The 20,229-nt window shown below is 68.7% G+C and carries 17 protein-coding genes; 12 read left to right on the top strand and 5 right to left on the bottom strand.

Features of this window, described 5'->3' with window-relative positions; genetic code table 11:
• Window positions 1–155: 155 nt before the first annotated feature.
• The 7 genes from A8G15_RS05935 (at window position 156) to nrdF (ending at window position 8,231) form a co-directional block, all read left to right on the top strand.
• A complete protein-coding gene (locus A8G15_RS05935) occupies window positions 156–710 on the top strand; it encodes a (2Fe-2S)-binding protein (RefSeq protein WP_068156589.1) in 555 nt (184 codons plus the stop codon).
• Window positions 707–1,708 (top strand): FAD binding domain-containing protein, encoded by a 1,002-nt coding sequence (locus A8G15_RS05940; protein WP_068156593.1) that lies wholly within the window; start codon window positions 707–709, stop codon window positions 1,706–1,708. The genes A8G15_RS05935 and A8G15_RS05940 overlap by 4 nt, the downstream gene beginning before the upstream one ends.
• Window positions 1,702–3,789, top strand: a complete 2,088-nt coding sequence (locus A8G15_RS05945; RefSeq protein WP_156665270.1) for a xanthine dehydrogenase family protein molybdopterin-binding subunit — start codon at window positions 1,702–1,704, stop codon at window positions 3,787–3,789. Before A8G15_RS05940 ends, A8G15_RS05945 begins: the two co-directional genes overlap by 7 nt.
• 338 nt (window positions 3,790–4,127) lie before the next feature.
• Window positions 4,128–4,358: a redoxin NrdH gene (locus tag A8G15_RS05950; RefSeq protein ID WP_068156599.1), complete on the top strand. Its 231-nt coding sequence runs from the start codon at window positions 4,128–4,130 to the stop codon at window positions 4,356–4,358.
• Between the two features lie 89 nt (window positions 4,359–4,447).
• Window positions 4,448–4,897: a class Ib ribonucleoside-diphosphate reductase assembly flavoprotein NrdI gene (gene nrdI, locus A8G15_RS05955; RefSeq protein ID WP_068156602.1), complete on the top strand. Its 450-nt coding sequence runs from the start codon at window positions 4,448–4,450 to the stop codon at window positions 4,895–4,897.
• A 198-nt stretch (window positions 4,898–5,095) separates the two neighbouring features.
• The gene (gene nrdE / locus A8G15_RS05960) at window positions 5,096–7,177 is read left to right on the top strand and encodes a class 1b ribonucleoside-diphosphate reductase subunit alpha (RefSeq protein WP_245687728.1); all 2,082 of its coding nucleotides are present in this window, start codon (window positions 5,096–5,098) and stop codon (window positions 7,175–7,177) included.
• Between the two features lie 43 nt (window positions 7,178–7,220).
• Window positions 7,221–8,231, top strand: coding sequence for a class 1b ribonucleoside-diphosphate reductase subunit beta (nrdF, locus tag A8G15_RS05965; RefSeq protein ID WP_068156610.1), 1,011 nt, complete (start codon window positions 7,221–7,223; stop codon window positions 8,229–8,231).
• Window positions 8,232–8,349: 118 nt separating this feature from the next.
• On the opposite strand, the gene A8G15_RS05970 is transcribed toward nrdF, so the two are convergent.
• The 4 genes from A8G15_RS05970 to A8G15_RS05985 are packed head-to-tail and all read right to left on the bottom strand — an operon-like array spanning window position 8,350 to window position 12,039.
• Window positions 8,350–8,826 (bottom strand): NUDIX hydrolase, encoded by a 477-nt coding sequence (locus tag A8G15_RS05970; protein WP_068156613.1) that lies wholly within the window; start codon window positions 8,824–8,826, stop codon window positions 8,350–8,352.
• A gap of 11 nt (window positions 8,827–8,837) precedes the next feature.
• Entirely contained in the window at window positions 8,838–9,953 is a 1,116-nt protein-coding gene (locus A8G15_RS05975) for an HtaA domain-containing protein (protein WP_068156616.1), read from the bottom strand.
• Window positions 9,937–11,001: an ABC transporter substrate-binding protein gene (locus A8G15_RS05980; RefSeq protein ID WP_068156814.1), complete on the bottom strand. Its 1,065-nt coding sequence runs from the start codon at window positions 10,999–11,001 to the stop codon at window positions 9,937–9,939. Before A8G15_RS05980 ends, A8G15_RS05975 begins: the two co-directional genes overlap by 17 nt.
• A gap of 33 nt (window positions 11,002–11,034) precedes the next feature.
• Window positions 11,035–12,039, bottom strand: coding sequence for an ABC transporter substrate-binding protein (locus A8G15_RS05985; protein ID WP_068156620.1), 1,005 nt, complete (start codon window positions 12,037–12,039; stop codon window positions 11,035–11,037).
• Between the two features lie 321 nt (window positions 12,040–12,360).
• On the opposite strand from A8G15_RS05985, the gene ctaD reads away from it, so the two are divergent.
• The 3 genes from ctaD to A8G15_RS06000 all read left to right on the top strand — a co-directional run bounded on the left by ctaD (window position 12,361) and on the right by A8G15_RS06000 (window position 16,262).
• A complete protein-coding gene (gene ctaD / locus A8G15_RS05990; RefSeq protein WP_082899683.1) occupies window positions 12,361–14,103 on the top strand; it encodes an aa3-type cytochrome oxidase subunit I in 1,743 nt (580 codons plus the stop codon).
• A gap of 127 nt (window positions 14,104–14,230) precedes the next feature.
• A complete protein-coding gene (gene serB, locus A8G15_RS05995) occupies window positions 14,231–15,508 on the top strand; it encodes a phosphoserine phosphatase SerB (protein ID WP_068156626.1) in 1,278 nt (425 codons plus the stop codon).
• Complete coding sequence (locus A8G15_RS06000; protein WP_068156629.1) at window positions 15,501–16,262, top strand: aminoacyl-tRNA hydrolase; 762 nt, start codon at window positions 15,501–15,503, stop codon at window positions 16,260–16,262. Before serB ends, A8G15_RS06000 begins: the two co-directional genes overlap by 8 nt.
• An 8-nt stretch (window positions 16,263–16,270) precedes the next feature.
• Here A8G15_RS06000 and glgX read toward each other — a convergent pair whose 3' ends face one another.
• The gene (gene glgX / locus A8G15_RS06005; RefSeq protein WP_245687723.1) at window positions 16,271–18,412 is read right to left on the bottom strand and encodes a glycogen debranching protein GlgX; all 2,142 of its coding nucleotides are present in this window, start codon (window positions 18,410–18,412) and stop codon (window positions 16,271–16,273) included.
• Window positions 18,413–18,455: 43 nt separating this feature from the next.
• On the opposite strand from glgX, the gene A8G15_RS06010 reads away from it, so the two are divergent.
• Entirely contained in the window at window positions 18,456–19,292 is an 837-nt protein-coding gene (locus A8G15_RS06010) for an ABC transporter ATP-binding protein (protein ID WP_068156632.1), read from the top strand.
• A 77-nt stretch (window positions 19,293–19,369) separates the two neighbouring features.
• The gene (locus A8G15_RS06015; RefSeq protein WP_068156634.1) at window positions 19,370–20,209 is read left to right on the top strand and encodes an NUDIX hydrolase; all 840 of its coding nucleotides are present in this window, start codon (window positions 19,370–19,372) and stop codon (window positions 20,207–20,209) included.
• Window positions 20,210–20,229: the final 20 nt, after the last annotated feature.

Here is a 20,229-nt window from a genome sequence, read left to right on the forward strand (position 1 = left end):
CCTCGCACCGGCCCCGCATCACATCCCGATGCGGGGCCGGTCGCGTCGTGCCGCGAGCGGACGGGTGTCCCGATCCGCGTGAGGTCCACCGCAGCAGGGTTTCCGGCCGCCGATAGCGGGAACTCCTCCGGGACACACACGCGAACGGAGGGAACATGTCGAACGGCGCGCACCACCCGGACACCGACGGTCACCGGCATCCCGTCACCCTGCGGGTGGACGGCGACGAGCGGCGCATCGTCGTGGACGTACGCACCACACTGCTCGACGCCCTGCGAGACCGGATCGGCTGCATGTCCCCGAAGAAGGGTTGCGACCACGGCCAGTGCGGCTCGTGCACGGTCCTGCTCGACTCCCGGCGCGTCGTGACCTGTCTGGCCCTCGCGGTCGCGCACGACGGCGCCGACATCGTCACCGCCGCCGGACTCGCCGACCGGACGGCCCACCCTCTGCAGGACGCGTTCGTCGACCACGACGCCTTCCAGTGCGGCTACTGCACACCGGGTCAGATCTGTTCAGCGACAGGCATGCTCGCCGAATTCGACCGCGGCGAACCCAGTGCCGTGACCGGGGAGCCGACAGATGCCCTCGAGCTCGACGACGCCGAGATCCGCGAACGGATGAGCGGGAACCTGTGCCGCTGCGCGGCGTACCCCAACATCGTCGCTGCGGTGCGCAGTGTCGCCACGAACCGGGAGGCCCGGCCGTGAAGCCGCTCCACTACACCCGTCCTCCGGACCCCGAGGCGGCGGTCGCCGCGATGCACTCCGCACCCGGCGCCGTGTATCTCGCAGGGGGAACGAACCTCGTCGATCATCTGAAACTCGGTGTGACCGCCCCCGACCTGCTCGTCGACATCTCACGGCTGCCGCTCGACGGGATCGAGCCGACCGCGGACGGGGGAGTGCGGATCGGCGCGACCGTCTCCAACACCGACCTCGCGGTGCACCCGGCGATCCGCGACCGCTATCCCGCGCTCTCTCGTGCGCTCCTCTCCGGAGCGTCGGCGCAGATCCGCAATGCCGCGACCGTCGGCGGGAACCTGCTGCAGCGCACCCGCTGCGTGTACTTCCGTGATCCGACCACGCCCTGCAACAAACGCGACCCGGGCAGCGGCTGCAGTGCCCTCGAGGGCTTCAACCGCCAGCACGCCGTCCTCGGCGGCTCCGACCGGTGCGTGGCGACGCACCCGTCCGACATGGCTGTCGCGATGGTCGCGCTCGACGCGGTCGTCGTGGTGCTCGACACCACAGGGGAAAGGCGGATCCCGCTCGAAGAGCTCTACCGGCTGCCGGGCGACGAACCGCAGACCGACACCGTCCTCGACCGCGACGATCTCGTCGTCGCCGTCGAACTGCCCCCGCCGCAGAACGCCGCAGCCACCTACCGCAAGGTGCGCGACCGGGCGTCCTACGCGTTCGCGCTCGTGTCGGTCGCCGCGGACCTGACCGTCTCGGACGGCACGATCACCGGCTGCCGCCTCGCCTACGGCGGCGTCGGAACCCGGCCCTGGCGCGCCCACCGTGCCGAGGAGACCGTGCTCGGCAATGCCCCCGGCGACGCGGTGTTCGGCGCGGCCGCCGACGCCGAACTCGCCGACGCGCGGCCCCTCGGAGGCAACGCCTTCAAGGTGGCGTTGCTGCGCCGGACCACCGTGGCGGTGCTGCGCGACCTGACCGAATCGGCCACCCGGGAGGAACGATCGTGACCGCCACACACTCGGCGATCGGAACATCGACGGCGCGCGTCGACGCCCCGCAGAAGGTCGCGGGCACCGCCCCCTATGCCTACGAGCATCCGGTCGAACACCCCGCCTACCTCGTTCCGCTGACCGCGGCCGTCGCCCGCGGGACGATCCGGGCCATCGACACCGACGCGGCGCTGGCCGTGCCCGGAGTCCTGACCGTGCTCACCCCACAGAACGCGCCGCGGCTGGTCGAACCCGACAGCGGCGAGCACCGGGTGCTGCAGAGCTTCGAGGTCGCCTTCCGCGGGCAGATCGTCGCCGCGGTCGTCGCCGAGACACCGGAGATCGCACAGCAGGCATGTGACCTGATCGCCGTCGACTACGACGAGCAGCCGCACGACGTCGCCTTCCGGGCCGACCACCCGGGCCGCTACACGCCCGAGAAGGTCAACGGCGGATTCCCACCGGACACCGCGCGCGGCGACGTCGACACCGCCCTCGCACGCGCCGAGGTGGTCGTCGACGAAACGTATTCCACCCCGGAGGAACACAACAATCCGCTCGAACCGCACACCGCGGTCGCGGTGTGGGCCGACGACCGGCTCACCCTGTACGACTCGACCCAGCATCCCCACGGCGTCGCCGCGGCGCTCGCGTCGGCGCTGGGAATCGAGCAGGACCGGATCCGGGTCATCGCCCCCTATGTCGGTGGCGGATTCGGATCGAAGGGCGGACCGCACGCACACGACGTGCTCACCGCGATGGCCGCGCGGAAACTTCCCGGCCGCGCCGTGAAGTTCGCGGTACCCCGCCGCGACATGTTCGCGTACGTCGGCTACCGCGCGCCGACCGTCTCACACATGCGGCTCGGCGCCGACCGCGACGGCCGCCTCACAGCGATCGCCCACGACTGCGTCGTGCAGTCCTCCCACGTCGACGAATTCGTCGAGCAGGCCGCGGTTCCCGCGCGGATCATGTACGCCACCGACAACCTGCGCACCACCCACCGGGCGGTCACCCTGGACGTACCGGCGCCGTTCTGGATGCGCGCCCCCGGCGAGGCGCCCGGCATGTTCGCGCTGGAGGTCGCGATGGACGAACTCGCCCATCGGTGCGGCACCGACCCCGTCGAACTGCGCGTGCGCAACGAACCCGAGACCGATCCCGAATCCGGGAAACCGTGGTCGTCGCGGCGCCTGATCGAGTGCCTGCGCGAAGGTGGACGCCGGTTCGGATGGGACCCCGGCGACCGGGAACCCGGGACCCGGCGCGACGGCCGCTGGCTCGTCGGGACCGGTGTCGCCGCCGCGACCTACCCGCACATGGTCAACCCGGGCTCGGAGGTCAGCGTGCGGTACCTCGGCGACGGCCGCTTCTCGGTCCGCACCGGGGCCGCCGACATCGGGACCGGTGCGTGGACGGCGCTGACCCTCGTCGCCGCCGACGCGCTCGGCTGCTCTCCCGAGGACGTCGAGGTGGAGATCGGCGACACCGCACTCCCGAACGCGACGGTCGCGGGCGGATCGTCCGGCACGTCGTCGTGGGGCAGCGCGATCGTCGCGGCGGCGGACGAGTTCCACAAGCGGCACGGCGACAATCCCGGGCCGGGCGCCGAAGCGAGCGCGAGTGCCGGCGAGGATCCGCAACTCGAGCACTACAGCATCCACTCGTTCGGCGCGCACTTCGCCGAGGTCCGGGTCGACGTCGACACCGGCGAGATCCGGGTGCCCCGGATGCTCGGGATGTTCTCGGTGGGGCGTGTCGTCAATCCGCGCACCGCCCGGTCCCAGCTGATCGGCGGCATGAGCTTCGGGATCTCCATGGCGCTGTTCGAGGAGAGCGTCCGCGATCCGCGACTCGGGCATGTCGTCAACCACGATCTCGCCGAGTATCTGGTCCCGACCCACGCGGACATCGGTGACGTCGACGCCGCGTGGCTCGACGAGGACGACCGGCACGCCACGCCGATGGGCTCGCGGGGCGTGGGGGAGATCGGCATCGTCGGCAGCGCGGCGGCCGTGGTCAACGCGATCTGGCACGCGACAGGGACGAGGGTGCGGTCGTTGCCGGTGCGTCTGGACGATCTGCTTCCCGCACTGTGACACGGCAGAGCATGTCGGTGGGCTGCGCCACACTGTGCTCGACGGCGCCTCGACATGTGGTCGATCGCACACTGTGACGGACGGCGCCCGACACGCCGGAGGACGCTGGGAAACGCCCGGTCGGACATGTGCGACCTGGGAATACCAAGAATGTAGTTCACAACATCCTGGGTTTGGTGAAAGTGTCAGGCACAAGGTGTAGTGTCTAGACCGCTGGAAGGCCACAACGCCACCGATCCCTCGGGGAAGAAGGATCGACTCGATTCGGCAGGCATTCGAGCATCACGCAGCAGTCAGTCGTCAGGCCGTTTCGGCCCGTTCGAACCAAAGGGGCTCCCATGAACATCACCGTCTACACCAAGCCTGCTTGCGTCCAGTGCACTGCCACCTACCGTGCCCTCGACAAGGCCGGAATCGAGTACGACATCATCGACATCTCCGAGAACCCGGAGGCGCGCGACTACGTGATGGCCCTGGGTTACCTGCAGGCGCCCGTCGTCGTCGCCGGTGAGGATCACTGGTCGGGCTTCCGTCCCGATCGCATCAAGCAGCTCGCCGTCGCGGCCTGATGTCCCCGGTGCCGCTTCGGCGGCACCGGCACGACCCCTTGCGTGTGGGGCCGGTCCTTTCCGATCGAGCGAGCAGATGGTGAGTACCGATGAGTTCGTCAGCACCCACAGGAACGCGCCTCGTGTACTTCTCGAGTGCGTCGGAGAACACCCATCGATTCGTCGAGCGGCTCGGGATGCCGGCGCACCGGATCCCGCTGCACGACCGGGAGGGTGTCTTCGAGGTACGCGAGCCCTACGTTCTGATCGTGCCGACCTACGGGGGCGGCACCACCGTGACCGGCCGGGACACCAGCTTCGTGCCCAAGCAGGTCATCCGATTCCTCAACAACGAACACAACCGCGCACTGATCCGGGGCGTCATCGCTGCGGGCAATACCAATTTCGGCGAGTCGTATTGCTTTGCGGGAGATATCGTTTCGCGTAAGTGCAAGGTTCCGTACCTCTATCGATTCGAGCTGATGGGAACCGCCGAGGACGTCGAACGCGTCCGGGCGGGACTTCACCAGTTCTGGGACCGGTCCCTGCAGACCGCCTAGCCGCCGCGCGTGGTCCACGCGTCGAACGACCGACCGCGTACCGGTGGATCCGCGTGCGTGGGCCCGCCCATACCTCCACGTCACCCGAAACTCACAGTGGGAGCAAACACCGTGACCATCACCGATCCCGCGCCGGCCGCGACGAGCGCCAAGTCGGACGCTTCGCTCGAAGGCCTCGACTACCACGCGCTCAACGCGATGCTGAATCTCTACGGGCCCAACGGAGAGATCCAGTTCGACAAGGACGTGGCGGCGGCACGGCAGTACTTCCTGCAGCACGTCAACCAGAACACCGTGTTCTTCCACGACCTCGACGAGAAGCTCGACTACCTGGTCGAAGAGAACTACTACGAGCCCGAGGTTCTCGAGAAGTACTCGCGCCCGTTCGTGAAGAAGCTGTTCCAGCACGCGTATTCGAAGAAGTTCCGCTTCCCGACGTTCCTGGGCGCGTTCAAGTACTACACGTCGTACACGCTCAAGACGTTCGACGGCAAGCGCTACCTCGAGCGTTTCGAGGACCGCGTGTGCATGGTCGCGCTCACCCTCGCCGACGGCGACGAGATCCTCGCGACGCACCTGGTCGACGAAATCATCTCGGGCCGGTTCCAGCCGGCGACCCCGACCTTCCTCAACTCCGGCAAGAAGCAGCGCGGCGAACCGGTCTCGTGCTTCCTGCTGCGCATCGAGGACAACATGGAGTCGATCGGACGCGCGATCAACTCGGCTCTGCAGCTGTCCAAGCGTGGCGGCGGTGTCGCCTTGCTGCTCAGCAACATTCGGGAGCACGGCGCTCCGATCAAGAAGATCGAAAATCAGTCCTCGGGCGTCATCCCGATCATGAAGCTGCTCGAGGACTCCTTCTCGTACGCAAACCAGCTCGGTGCCCGTCAGGGTGCCGGCGCCGTCTACCTGCACGCACACCACCCGGACATCTACCGGTTCCTCGACACCAAGCGGGAGAACGCGGACGAGAAGATCCGTATCAAGACGCTGTCGCTGGGCGTCGTGATCCCGGACATCACGTTCGAGCTGGCGAAGAAGAACGAGGACATGTACCTGTTCTCGCCGTACGACGTCGAGCGCGTCTACGGCAAGCCGTTCGCGGACATCGACGTCACCGAGAAGTACTACGAGATGGTCGACGACAAGCGCATCCGCAAGACGAAGATCAAGGCGCGCGAGTTCTTCCAGACGGTCGCCGAACTGCAGTTCGAGTCGGGCTACCCGTACGTCATGTTCGAGGACACCGTCAACCGCGCGAACCCCATCGCAGGCAAGGTGACCCACTCGAACCTGTGCTCGGAGATCCTGCAGGTCTCGACCCCCTCCACCTACAACGACGACCTGACCTACAACCATGTGGGCAAGGACATCTCGTGCAACCTGGGGTCGCTGAACATCGCGAAGGCGATGGATTCACCGGACTTCGCGCAGAGCATCGAGGTCGCGATCCGCGCGCTGACCGCGGTCGCCGATCAGACGTCCATCGACTCCGTCCCCTCGATCAAGAAGGCGAACGACGAGGGCCACGCGATCGGCCTGGGCCAGATGAACCTGCACGGCTACCTGGCGCGCGAGCGGATCTTCTACGGATCCGACGAGGGCGTCGACTTCACGAACATCTATTTCTACACGGTGCTGTTCCACGCGCTGCGTGCGTCGAACAAGCTCGCGATCGAACGTGGTTCGTACTTCGCGGGATTCCCGGAGTCGAAGTACGCCTCGGGTGAGTTCTTCGACAAGTACACCGAGCAGGTGTGGGAGCCGGCGACCGAACGGGTGCGGCAGCTCTTCGCCGACTCGGACATCCACGTCCCCACGCAGGACGACTGGCGTGAGCTGAAGGCGTCGGTGCAGCAGCACGGCATCTACAACCAGAACCTGCAGGCCGTCCCGCCGACCGGCTCGATCTCCTACATCAACAACTCCACCAGCTCCATCCACCCGGTGGCGTCGAAGATCGAGATCCGCAAGGAAGGCAAGATCGGTCGCGTCTACTACCCGGCGCCCTACCTGACGAACGACAACCTGGAGTACTTCCAGGACGCGTACGAGATCGGGTACGAGAAGATCATCGACACCTACGCCGCGGCAACGCAGCATGTCGACCAGGGGCTGTCGCTGACGCTGTTCTTCAAGGACACCGTCACCACCCGCGACGTGAACCGCGCGCAGATCTACGCGTGGCGCAAGGGAATCAAGACGCTCTACTACATCCGCCTCCGGCAGATGGCGCTCGAGGGCACCGAGGTGGAGGGTTGCGTCTCCTGCATGTTGTGACGAAATCCGCCGACACTCTTCGACTTCCAGTAGGGAAAGACTGATGACCACTTCCGCACCCCGTGCGCACTCGCCGGCCGACGGCGCCCACGTCAAACTGATCGACCGGGTCTCCGCGATCAACTGGAACCGTGTCCCCGACGAGAAGGACGCCGAGGTGTGGGACCGCCTCACCGGCAACTTCTGGCTGCCGGAGAAGGTGCCGGTGTCCAACGACATCCCGTCCTGGGGCACGCTGACCGCCTACGAGCAGCAGCTCACGATGCGCGTGTTCACGGGCCTGACGCTCCTCGACACGATCCAGGGCACCGTCGGCGCCGTGTCGCTGATCCCGGATGCGGTCACCCCGCACGAGGAGGCGGTGCTCACCAACATCGCATTCATGGAGTCGGTGCACGCGAAGTCGTACTCGAACATCTTCTCGACGCTGTGCTCGACCCGCGAGATCGACGATGCGTTCCGCTGGTCGGAGGAGAACGAGAACCTGCAGCGCAAGGCGCAGATCGTCCTCGACTACTACCAGGGCGACGACCCGCTCAAGCGCAAGGCGGCCTCGACGCTGCTCGAGTCGTTCCTGTTCTACTCGGGCTTCTACCTGCCCATGTACTGGTCCTCGCGCGCCAAGCTCACCAACACCGCCGACATGATCCGCCTGATCATCCGCGACGAGGCGGTGCACGGCTACTACATCGGTTACAAGTACCAGAAGGGTCTCGAGCAGGTCACCCAGGCCGAGCGCGACGATCTCAAGGACTGGGTGTTCGAGCTGCTGTTCGAGCTGTACGACAACGAAACCCAGTACACCGCAGACCTCTACGACGAGGCGGGCCTGACCGAGGACGTCAAGAAGTTCCTGCGGTACAACGCCAACAAGGCGCTGATGAACCTCGGTTACGAGGCGCTGTTCCCGAAGGACGAGACGGACGTGAACCCGGCGATCCTGTCGGCGTTGTCGCCCAACGCCGACGAGAACCACGACTTCTTCTCGGGGTCGGGCAGCTCGTACGTCATCGGCAAGGCCGTTCTCACCGAGGACGAGGACTGGGACTTCTGACACCCGCCTCCGCCTGACCCCGCATCACCCGCGCCCCCGGGTGAGGGGAACCAGTATTCGGTCCACCCGGGTGATGGGAACCATCACCCGGGTGGCGGTGTCTTCAGGGGTGGGAGGTTCAGGGCCGGCGGAACCAGGCATCGGGTACGTTGCGCAGCGCCTTGTTGATGCGCAGCGTCGAGGTGTCCGTCAGATCGGCAGGCAGCGCGTCGGGCGCGAACCACGCGACCTCCAGGTTCTCGTCGTCGGCGACGTGTGCGGACCCGCCGGTCGCGCGCAGCAGGAAACACACGTCCAGGTACTGCGCGACATCGCCGTTCGGATAGGTGATCGGCGCGGTGACGTCGACGCTCGTCAGCCGGACGACGTCGGCGACCACTCCGGTCTCCTCTGCGACCTCGCGCACCGCCGCGACCGCGGGCTCCTCACCGGGCTCGAGGATGCCGGACACGACGGCCCAGCGGCCGTTGTCGGCGCGGCGGGTGAGCAGGATCCGGCCGTCGTCGTCGCGCACCACGGCGCTCACCCCGGACAGCCACAGCGGGGCGGTGCCGACGTGGGCGCGCAGCGCGGCCACGAATTCGGGGATGGGCACGACAGCCGCCCTCAGTAGCGGAAGGTCACGGGTGCGGCCTGCCCACCGGAGTAGGGCAGGAGCACCGACGGCTGCAGCGGTACCGAGAAGCGGGCGGGAACACCGGCCCACTCGGTGCGGTCCGCATCGGCGGCGGCATCGAGACGCGCGACGGTGATCCGGCTCGTCGAGTCGGTCCCGACCTGGTTACCCGTCGACGATTCGGCGGTCAGGTACGTGCCGTTCCCGGTGAACTCGATCCACGGATCGGCCAGGGCGATCTCGAGGAGATGGAACCGCGTGAACGAGACGACGATGCCGCGGTACTCGATCCGGCCGAGCCCGGTCGCCGGGTCGATCTGCGCACCGGCCAGTTCGAACGCGAGCGTTCCGTCCGGGTTGACGGCCGCTCCGTCCCTGCCGACCACCGAGCCCTGCGTGGTGTCGGTGACCAGGTCGGTGTACCCGGGTGCGAATCCCCACACCAGATCCTGCGACGGGGGGACCGGAGCGTTCGGGCCGGGGGTGGGATCGAAGTTCACCGGCACCGACAGTTCCTGCTCGGCGTTGATCGCGTCGGCAGCGCCGTAGGTGTAGATGCCGTACACGGCGTCGGCGGGCACGGTGGTGGGCGCGTCGACCGTGACGGTCGCGGTGAACGAGCCGTCGTCGGACAGCGGCACCCACTGCTGCCGGACGGTGCGGCGCATGTCGAACGGAGCGTCCGGCACCTGATTCAGTGCCTGTTCGGACAGCACCCACGCGTTGGTGGAGCGCACGGTCGCGCGGTTGGAGGTGGGGGCGCCCTCGGAGGGCCGCCAGTGCTCGGCGAAGGCACCGAACGAGACGAACGTGCCGTGCGGAACCCCCGGTGGCACCGGCAGCGGCAGGCCGCCGCTGCGGTTGGCGTCCGGATCGAATCCGGTGCCGTGCACGACGACGGTGTCGCCCTCGTGCACCGTCCGATCGCCGAGCGGGGTGACACCGTCGGCGGCGAACACCTCGATGGCGGGGCCGGTCGGCGGCTGCGCCGCAACCGGGGCCGCCAGCGGGAGCAGGGTTGCGAACAATCCGGTGACGAGCGCGCCGGCCCGCGCGGCCGGTCGTCCGAGGCCGGTTCGAACAGCCAGGTCAGTTCGAGTAACCATTGAGCGCCACCTTCAGGTCGGTGAGTACGGCCCGGGCGGCGACCGGGCCGGGCGTGGACCACACGTCGTCGGTCACCGCGAACAACCGGCTGTCGCTCACCGCGCCGAGCTCGAACCATCGGTCCGTTCTCATGTATTCGGTCCCGTCGGCGAGACCGTCCTCCCCGTCGAAGCGGACGAAGATCACGTCCGCGTCGGCCGCTGCCGGATCGTCGGTGTCGACCGGTTCGGACGAACGCCCGTCGACGACACCGAAACGCTGAGCCGGCGGCCGGTCGGCGCCGGCGTCGGCCATGACCTGACCGGCGAACGAGGCGGTGCCTTCGACCACCGGTCCGTCGCCGGTGAACCGGACGATCGATGCCTGCGTCTGGGACGAGGCGAGTTCGCGGCCGGTCTCCGCGGCTGCGGCGAGATAGTCGTCGAGAACCCGCTGCGCGGCGTCGCGGCGGCCGAGGGCGTCGCCGACGCGCAGGAACTGCTGACGCCAGAACACCGGGTCCGAGCCCACGGTGACGGTCGGGGCGATCGCGCCGAGCCGGTCCCGGAGGTCGGTGTCGACGGACGACCCCAGGATCAGGTCGGGCGCGACCCCGGCGACGAGGTCGAGATCGGGTACGTCACCGGAGCCGACCGACGGCAGTTCGGCGATGCCGGTGCCGAGGTAGTCGAAATAGCCGGGCTCGATCGGGGTGAACGCCGTACCGACCACCCGCTCCCACAAGCCGAGCGCGCACACCGCGTCCATGGCGGCGAGGTCGAGTACGACAATGCGCTGCGGGTCCGCGGGAACCTCCGCGGTGCCCGCGGTGTGGACGACGGTCCGGGTGCCCGACGCCGGCTGCCCGGCGTCCAGGGGAGAGGGCAGTGCACACGAGGTCGTGGTGTCGCGGTCGACGCCGATCACCGCGGCTTCGGCGATGCGGGTGGTCGTGCGCACGATGGTGTCCGCCGGATCGTCCGTGGTCTCCCCGCACCCGGCGAGGGCGAGCGCCGCCACGGTGGCGGCGGCGAGGACGGCAGTGCGGGACCGGTGCGCAACGGGCAATTCGACCACTTCCTGATTCGGGGACGGTCCAGGTTATCCCTTGTGCGGATCGACCCCGAACGCCTCCGCGAGGTCGTCGAGGATCGCGTGTGCTCCCTGGATGCTGACGGGGGTCATCCACATGCTGTCGTCGACGTCGACCTTGCGTCCCCGGAGGTTGCCCCACAGCGGGTTGGTCAGGAACGGCTCGGCCGCCTCCGCCGACTTGCCCTCGGGATCGCGGTACATGGAGACGAAGATGACATCGGCGTCCGCCTCGGCGATCAGCTCGGGGCTGATCGCGGCCATGATGCTGCTCGGGTCGGCCGGATCCGGTCCCTGGCTCTCGGGGCGGGCCAGGCCCGCGTCCTCGAGGACGATGCCGCTGAACGACGTGGTGCGGTACAGCCGTGCGGTGGCTTCCCCGGCGAAGCGCACGACCGAGACGGTCGGGTTGTCCGCCGTGGCGTTGATCTCGTCGCCGATGGCCTTCGCCCGCGCCTCGTAGTCTGCGATCTTCTGCTCGGCGAGGTCCTCCTTGCCGAGCGCCCGCGCGGCGAGGCGGATGTTGTCCTTCCAGGTCGGTCCGGTCGACTGGGAGAAGACGGTCGGGGCGATCGCCGACAGGGCCTCGTAGTCCTTGCCGTTGCGGACCTCCGCGGACAGGATCAGGTCGGGCTGCAGTGCGGCGATCTGCTCGATGCTCACGTCGGAGACCTTGCCGACCGAGACTGCGTTGGCCGCGTACTTCTCGCGGGCGTCACCGACGTAGTCGGGCAGGCCCTCGGTGCGATAGTCCACGTAGCCGACGAGTTCGCTCTCCAGCAGCAGCGTCGCGTCGGCGTAGCTGGTGTCGAGGGCGACGACGCGCAGGGGGGCCTCGTCGAGGGTGGTCGAGCCGCGGAAGTGGTCGACGGTGCGCGGGAATCCGGCGGTGGACGAGACGGACGTCTCCGGCTCGGTGTCCTCGGCGGAGCAACCGGCGAGGGTGACTGCGGCGGTCAGTGCGGATGCGAGCGCGACGGTCGCGCGGCGACGGAATCGTGGGAACACGTCCATACCTCGGGCTTTCGGGGCTGAGCGATGATGCGGCGCCAACCTTAGTTGCCTAAGGTATCCCTACCCTAATTCCGTGTGGAATGTGACGTACATCATCCCCGCGTGGCGGAGGCGCGACACGCCGGGAGGGGCGTTCCGCGACCCTGGCCGCGGAACAACACGCTGGTCGTGACGACACCTCGAGGTACGCTGTCGCACCGAGTACGACACTGAGTAGGACCCGGTGGGCGGCCACTGTGTGCAGGGTCTACGATTCGATTCAGCGCAAGCCAGAGACCGCTCACCTCCAGCCCGAGGTCGAGCGCGCATTCAGGAGGATTAGTGACTGCCGTAGCGCCCCAGCCAGTCCCAGAGATAGCTGCAGCAAGGCCGTACCCGCCGCGGCAGGGACCCAAGGGTTCGTTCATCTACAAGATGATCACGACGACAGATCCCAAGATGCTCGGGATCATGTACCTCGTCACCTCGTTCGCGTTCTTCCTCATCGGTGGCCTCATGGCCCTCCTGATGCGCACCGAGCTGGCGGTTCCGGGCCTGCAGTTCCTGTCGAACGAGCAGTTCAACCAGCTGTTCACCATGCACGGCACGATCATGCTGCTCATGTACGCGACGCCGGTCGTGTTCGCATTCGCGAACTACATCGTGCCGCTGCAGATCGGCGCGCCCGACGTGGCGTTCCCGCGTCTGAACTCGTTCAGCTACTGGCTCTACCTGTTCGGCGCGACCATCGTGATGCTCGGGTTCGTCACCCCCGGCGGTGCCGCGGACTTCGGCTGGACCGCCTACACGCCGCTGACGAGTGAGCTCCACTCCCCGGGCGTCGGCGCCGACTTCTGGGTCCTGGGCCTCGGCGTCATGGGTCTGGGCACCATCCTCGGTGCGGTCAACTTCACCACCACGATCGTCTGCCTGCGCGCGCCCGGCATGACGATGTTCCGGATGCCGATCTTCACCTGGAACATCCTCATCACCAGCCTGCTGATCCTGCTCGCCTTCCCGCTGCTCACCGCAGCGTTCTTCGGCCTGTTCGTCGACCGTCACCTCGGTGGCCACATCTTCGACCCGGCCACCGGCGGCGTGCTCCTCTGGCAGCACCTGTTCTGGTTCTTCGGTCACCCTGAGGTGTACATCATCGCGCTGCCGTTCTTCGGCATCGTCTCGGAGATCTTCCCGGTGTTCTCGCGCAAGCCGATCTTCGGCTACACGGGCCTGGTGTACGCGACCCTGGCGATCGCCGCCCTGTCGATCGCGGTGTGGGCGCACCACATGTACGCGAGCGGCGCGGTGCTGCTGCCGTACTTCTCGTTCATGACGTTCCTCATCGCGGTCCCGACCGGTGTGAAGTTCTTCAACTGGATCCTGACCATGTGGAAGGGTCATCTGACGTTCGAATCACCGATGCTGTTCTCGGTGGGCTTCATCATCACGTTCCTCTTCGGTGGCCTGACCGGCGTCATCCTGGCCAGCCCGCCGCTGGACTTCCACCTGCACGACTCGTACTTCGTCGTCGCGCACTTCCACTACGTGCTCTTCGGCACCATCGTGTTCGCCACCTACGCCGGCGTCTACTTCTGGTTCCCGAAGATGACCGGCCGCATGCTCGACGAGCGGCTCGGACGCTGGCACTTCTGGCTCACGTTCATCGGTTTCCACACCACCTTCCTGGTGCAGCACTGGCTGGGCAACGAGGGCATGCCGCGCCGGTACGCCGACTACCTGCCGACCGACGGCTTCACCACGCTGAACACGATCTCCACGATCGGTGCGTTCATCCTCGGTGCGTCGACGCTGCCGTTCCTGTGGAACGTGTTCAAGAGCTACCGGTACGGCCAGGTCGTCACCGTCGACGATCCGTGGGGCTACGGCAACTCGCTCGAGTGGGCGACCTCCTGCCCGCCGCCGCGGCACAACTTCACCGAGCTGCCGCGCATCCGTTCGGAGCGTCCGGCGTTCGAGCTGCACTACCCGCACATGGTCGAGCGGATGCGGGCCGAGGCCCACGTCGGCCCGGGCAGCCACAAGCACAACGTGGCCGTGCACGAGGGTGCAGACAGGGAAGCCTGATCCGGGTCGTTCCGTCGACCCGCACCGCATACGGTGAACGCAAGGCCCCGCCCGAGCCTCGGGCGGGGCCTTGCGCATGACCGGACCTACCACCCCAACCCCGGCACAGGCCGTTCCGATTGGCAGAATGGACGGGCCCGTGCCGCGAGAAGAACGAAGGATCGGAGACGTAGTGCCGTCTGACACCACTGTGCTGGTGACCGTGACAGGACCGGACCATCCCGGTGTGACCGGTGTGCTCTTCGCGGCGCTCTCCCGTCACGATGTGGATCTGCTCGACGTCGAGCAGGTCGTCATCCGCGGCCGGCTGACCCTCGGAGTTCTGGTTGCGTGCCCGAACGACCCCGAGGCCCTGCAGGACGAGGTCGAGGCCGCGATGGCCACCGTCGGCATGCACGCCGACGTGCAGACCGGCGTCGAACGCGGACTCGAGCATTCGGTCTCGACGCACGCCGTCGTTGTGCTCGGCAGCCCCGTCAGCGCCCGCGCGATGCGCTCGGTCGGTCGCGAACTGGCCCGCCTCGGCGCCAACATCGACTCCATCCGCGGCGTCGCCGACTACCCGCTGACCGGCCTCGAACTCATGGTCACCGCGGCAGACACCGACGCCGACGCCGACGCGAAGCTGCGGGCCGGACTCGCCGAGGTCGCCGCCGGCCTCGAGATCGACATCGCGGTCGAGCGCGGCGGTCTGGCCCGGCGGTCCAAGCGCCTGATCGTGTTCGACGTCGACTCGACCCTCGTGCAGGGCGAGGTCATCGAGATGCTCGCCGCCCACGCCGGCGTCGAGGACAAGGTCCGGGCGGTCACCGAGGCCGCGATGCGCGGCGAGATCGACTTCACCGAGTCGCTGAACCAGCGCGTCGCCACCCTGGCCGGTCTGCCCGCGACCGTCATCGACGAGGTCGCCGAGACCCTGGAGCTGACTCCCGGCGCCCGCACCACCATCCGCACGCTGCGCCGCCTCGGTTTCCGTTGCGGTGTCGTCTCCGGCGGGTTCCGTCAGGTCATCGAGGGGCTCGCCCACGAACTCGAACTCGATTTCGTGCGTGCCAACACCCTCGAGATCGTCGACGGCAAGCTCACCGGCCGGGTCGTCGGCGACGTCGTCGACCGCGCCGCCAAGGCCCGTGCCCTGCGCGAGTTCGCCGACGAGGTGGGTGTGCCGATCGAGCAGACCGTCGCGGTCGGCGACGGTGCGAACGACATCGACATGCTCAGCGCCGCCGGTCTCGGTATCGCCTTCAACGCCAAGCCCGCGCTGCGGGAGGTCGCGGACACGGCCCTGTCGTACCCCTACCTCGACGCGGTGCTGTTCGTGCTGGGCGTGACCCGCGAAGAGGTCGAGGCCGCCGACCGGGTGGACGGGACGCTCCGACGCGTGCCGCTCGACAGCGGTGCCTGATCCCGGCACCGGGTTCGGTGCACGTCACCGGGTCCTCACCCGCGGATACGGACATCGCCCGGACCCGGACGATCCGGCCGCCGTCCTCGCGATGCCGATCGTGCTGCACATCCCCAAGCAGGACCCGCCGCGGCGCAGCGCGCTGCTCGAGGCCGCCGCGGCAGCGACGATCGCTCTGTGCCTGGACCCGCGTGTCGGGCCGGACGAGGACGGGCAACCCGGCCCGTGGCAGGACGCCTTCCTCGCGTGGAACGACGCCCGTATCCGGAAGGTCAGCCGGCGCGCCCGCGGCGCGCAGTGGCGGGCCGCGCAGGACGTCGACGGAATCACCGTCGACCGCGACGGGGCGCAGGCCCGCGCTCTCGTGCCGGGTCCGGTCGGGAAGCTGGACCCGCGCATCTCGCGGTTGCAGATCGGCGGCACCGATCTGCCGCACGACGACCCCGCCGACCCGGAACCGGGTGTTCCGGTGCTGTGGATCGACGCCGCCCTGGACATGACCGTGGGTAAGGCTGCTGCGCAGGTCGGGCACGCCGTGATGCTGCTGGCCGGTGCCCTCGACGAGGACGCCGCCCGGGCGTGGGCCGCGGACGGCTACCGGTGCGCCGTGCGCGACGCGGACCCGGAACGCTGGCGCGCGCTGCGAGCCCGCGCCGAGAAGGCTGAGGCCGGCGGCCTCATCGCCGCGGTCCGCGACGCCGGGTTCACCGAGGTCGCGCCGGGTTCGATGACCGTGATCGCGGTCGCGGACTGAACCGCCGGTCACCCCTCCGTGCGGAACACCAGCACGGTCGGACCGGACACTTCCGTTTCGGTGCCGACGGGCCGGGGTGACCGGTCGGCGGGCGCACCGTCGGGCGCGCTCGAATCGAACGCGCACACCACCCGGCCCCGGTACCACTCGGGTCCGGCGAGCACGATGGACGCCGGGCCCCCGGCGTGCAGCACGATCAGGCCGCTGCTGTCCGCGAGCGGTACTCCTGCCCGCGTGACCGTGCCGAGTTGCGACCCGTCCACCCACGCCTGCAGGGTGCGGCGGTCGTCATCGTGCCAGCCGGATTCGTCGAGTTCGGCGCCGTCACCGCCGAACCACACCAGATCGGGGAAACCGACGGTGCGGGCGCGGCCGTCGAAGAAGCGTCGCTGACGCAGCACCGGCACGACCTTGCGCAACCCGAGCAACTGCTGCACGAAGGCGATCCGGGCCGGGTCGGCCGACGACCAGTCCAACGGCCACGCATCGGTCACCGGGGTGTCGGCAGGGACGCAGTACGCGTTGTTGTTGCCGCCCTGGCTGTTGCCGAACTCGTCCCCGGCGAGAAGCATCGGGGTGCCGGTGGAGAGCAACAGCGTCGCCAGCAGTGCCCGCACATGCCGCTCCCGGGCCGCGACGATCTCGGGGTCGGCCGACGGTCCTTCCACCCCGTGGTTGACGGACTCGTTGTGCTCGGCACCGTCGCGTCCGTCCTCGCCGTTGGCCTCGTTGTGCTTGCGTTCGTAGGCGACGAGATCGGCGACGGGAAACCCGTCGTGGGCGGCGACGAAGTTGATCGACATCCACGGCTGCCGCACGGTCCGGTCGTAGAGATCCTCCGAACCCGCGAGGCGCGACGCGATCTCGCGCACCCCGGAACGGCCCGCCCAGAACCGGCGCACCGCGTCGCGGTAGCGGTCGTTCCATTCCGACCACTGCGCCCCGAACTCGCCGAGCCGATAGCCGGGTCCGGTCGCGTCCCACGGTTCGGCGATCAGCTTCAGATCCGTCAGGACCGGATCGGTGGTGACGGCGGTGAACAGCGCGGCGCGTGGATCGAACTGCCCGCCGCGGGGGCGTCCCAGTGCGCTGGCCAGATCGAACCGGAACCCGTCGACCCCCATTTCGTTCGCCCAGTGGCGCAGGCTGTCGCACACCATCCGCACCGCGATGGGCGAGGCGGCGTCGACGGTGTTGCCGCAGCCGGTCAGGTCGATGTCGCCGCCGTGTTCGTCGAGCAGGTAGTAGCCCGGCGCGTCGAGCCCGCGCCACGACAGGGTCGGGCCGGCCACCGACCATTCGCACGTGTGGTTGTAGACCACGTCGAGGATCACCTCGATCCCGGCCGCGTGCAGTGCGTCCACCATGGCTCCGAACTCGGCGATCTCCGCACCGGGCACGCTCGCGTATCCGGGGTGCGGCGCGAAGTAGGAGGCGGTCGAATAACCCCAGTGGTTGCGCATCCCACGCGCCCGCACCGGAGGCTCGGTCACGAACGCGTGCACCGGTAGCAGTTCGACCGCGGTCACGCCGAGACCGGCGAGATGATCGAGCACCGCGGGTGCGGTCAGCCCCAGGTAGGTGCCGCGTCGTTCGGGTGGTACACCGGGATGCCGGGCGGTGAAGGAACCGACGTGCAGTTCGTAGAGCACGGTCTGTTCCCACGCGGTGCCGGGCCGGGCGGACCGGGCCGTCCCGGCCGGGCCGGTGACCACCGACAGCGGGGTGTGACCGAGGGAATCGACGGTCGACGGCGCTCCGAACGGGTCGTCGTCGTAGGCGAGCAGACGCTGCGGGTCGCCGATGCCCCCGGTCAGCCGGCGTGCCCACGGATCGAGCAGCAGCTTGTGCGGATTCGTACGCAGCCCGGCGCGGGGTCGCCACGGGCCGTACGCCCGGTATCCGTAGCGCTGCCCGGGACCGACGCCGGGGACGGTGCCGTGCCAGATCCCGAAGGTCCGGTCCGGCAGATCGACCCGTTGTTCGCGACCGTTCTCGTCGACGAGGCACACCTGCACGCGGTCGCTGTGCGGGGCGTGCACGGCGAAGTGGGTCCCCCCGCCGGGGAGGGGGGTCGCGCCGAGCGGGAACGGGCCACGGCCGGCGTGGGCCACCGGCGGCGCGGTGGGTTCGGTGGTGGAGGGCGACACGAAAGACGATCCTGCCGTGAATCGGCGGACGGGGTAGTCCAAGATGGACGGCGTGGCACAACCTGATCCCGATCTGCTCATCGAATTCGACGACGTGTTGGTACGGCGGGGCGGCAACGTCCTGGTCGGACCCGTGACCTGGAAAGTGGAACTGGACGAACGCTGGGTGGTGCTCGGGCCCAACGGCGCCGGCAAGACCTCGTTGCTCCGGGTCGCGGCCGCGGAGACGTTCCCGACCTCCGGCACGGCGAGCGTGCTGGCCGAGCGGTTCGGGCGCACCGACCTGTCCGAGTTGCGTCCGCGCATCGGAATGTCGTCGTCGGCGCTGGCGAACCGGGTGCCGTTCGACGAGAAGGTCTCCGATCTGGTGGTCTCCGCCGGGTACGGGGTGCTCGGCCGGTGGCGGGAGCAGTACGACGCGATCGACACCGAGCGCGCGACGGAGATGCTCGAGAGTCTCGGCGCCGAACACCTCGCGGACCGCTTGTACGGCACCCTGTCGGAGGGTGAACGCAAGCGGGTTCTCATCGCCCGCGCGCTGATGACCGATCCGGAACTGTTGCTGCTCGACGAACCGGCCGCGGGACTGGACCTCGGGGGCCGCGAGGAACTCGTCGCGCGGCTCGCCACACTCGCCGCCGATCCGGACGCACCCGCGACGGTGCTGATCACCCATCACGTCGAGGAGATCCCTCCCGGGTTCACCCACGCCATGCTGCTCAAGGAGGGGCACGTCGTCTCGCAGGGGCTGATCGACGACGTGATCACCGCCGAGAACCTGAGCGACGCGTTCAGTCAGTCGATCACGCTCGACCGTGTCGACGGTCGGTTCTTCGCCCGCCGCACCCGGGAACCGGGCCGCCATCGCGTGCACGTCTGAACCGCGCGGTTCGGGGCCGGTGTCCGCGATGCCGGTCCCGATGCGATGCGGGTCACTCCGTCACGTAGCTTGTACGTATGTCTAGCGAACGTTCGGCAGCACCCTTCGATCCGGCGGCAGTGCCGATCAAGGACGCCTCCACCGTGCTCCTGATCCGCGACTCCGACCGTGGGGTCGAAGTCTTCCTGCAGCGCCGGGTCGTCGGCATGGATTTCGCCGGTGGCATGACGGTGTTCCCGGGCGGCGGCGTCGACCCCTCCGACAGCGACGCGTCCGTGCGGTGGGCCGGCCCCTCCGTCGCATGGTGGGCCGAGCGATTCAAGACCACGGAGGGACGCGCGCAGGCGCTGGTGCTGGCCGCGGTCCGGGAGACGTTCGAGGAGTGCGGCCTGCTGCTGGCCGGCCCCACCGAGGACACCGTCGTCGCCGACACCGCGCCGTACGCGCAGGCACGTCGCCGTCTCGAGGCGCGGGAGTTGTCGTTCGGCGATTTCCTCGCCGCCGAAGGGCTCACGGTGCGCACCGACCTGCTGCGGCCCCGCGCGAACTGGATCACCCCGCTCGGTGAGCGCCGCCGCTACGACACCAACTTCTTCGTCGCGGCCCTGCCCGAGGGGCAGCGCGCGGACGGCGACACCACCGAAGCCGAGCACGTGCAATGGCGGACAGCGGTCGACGCGCTCGAGGACTGGAAGTCGGGTGCGTCGATCCTGCTGCCGCCGACGTGGGCGCAGCTCACCTCCCTCGCCGGCTACCGCACGGTCGCGGAGGCTCTCGCGGACGAGGTCGTGATCGAACCGATCCTGCCGATCATGTCGCGCAACGACGCCGGGCAGATCCACATCGCGTTCGGTGGAGACGAGGGCTACTACACCGGCGGGGGACCGCACCCCTGGGCGGCGCGCACCGATCTGTAGACGGACGGCACCGGCCTGGT

Origin of the sequence: Rhodococcus phenolicus (assembly GCF_001646785.1) — a bacterium.
Lineage (GTDB): Bacteria > Actinomycetota > Actinomycetes > Mycobacteriales > Mycobacteriaceae > Rhodococcus > Rhodococcus phenolicus.

What these genes read in the sequence shown, in the direction of transcription:
- nrdF (WP_068156610.1), top strand. Translation starts at nt 7,221, where the DNA reads ATGACCACTTCCGCACCCCGTGCGCACTCGCCGGCCGACGGCGCCCAC.
- nrdE (WP_245687728.1), top strand. Translation starts at nt 5,096, where the DNA reads ATGCTGAATCTCTACGGGCCCAACGGAGAGATCCAGTTCGACAAGGAC.
- A8G15_RS05950 (WP_068156599.1), top strand. Translation starts at nt 4,128, where the DNA reads ATGAACATCACCGTCTACACCAAGCCTGCTTGCGTCCAGTGCACTGCC.
- A8G15_RS05985 (WP_068156620.1), bottom strand. Translation starts at nt 12,039, where the DNA reads ATGGACGTGTTCCCACGATTCCGTCGCCGCGCGACCGTCGCGCTCGCA.
- A8G15_RS06010 (WP_068156632.1), top strand. Translation starts at nt 18,456, where the DNA reads ATGGACGGCGTGGCACAACCTGATCCCGATCTGCTCATCGAATTCGAC.
- A8G15_RS05975 (WP_068156616.1), bottom strand. Translation starts at nt 9,953, where the DNA reads ATGGTTACTCGAACTGACCTGGCTGTTCGAACCGGCCTCGGACGACCG.
- nrdI (WP_068156602.1), top strand. Translation starts at nt 4,448, where the DNA reads ATGAGTTCGTCAGCACCCACAGGAACGCGCCTCGTGTACTTCTCGAGT.
- A8G15_RS06015 (WP_068156634.1), top strand. Translation starts at nt 19,370, where the DNA reads ATGTCTAGCGAACGTTCGGCAGCACCCTTCGATCCGGCGGCAGTGCCG.
- serB (WP_068156626.1), top strand. Translation starts at nt 14,231, where the DNA reads ATGGACGGGCCCGTGCCGCGAGAAGAACGAAGGATCGGAGACGTAGTG.
- A8G15_RS05935 (WP_068156589.1), top strand. Translation starts at nt 156, where the DNA reads ATGTCGAACGGCGCGCACCACCCGGACACCGACGGTCACCGGCATCCC.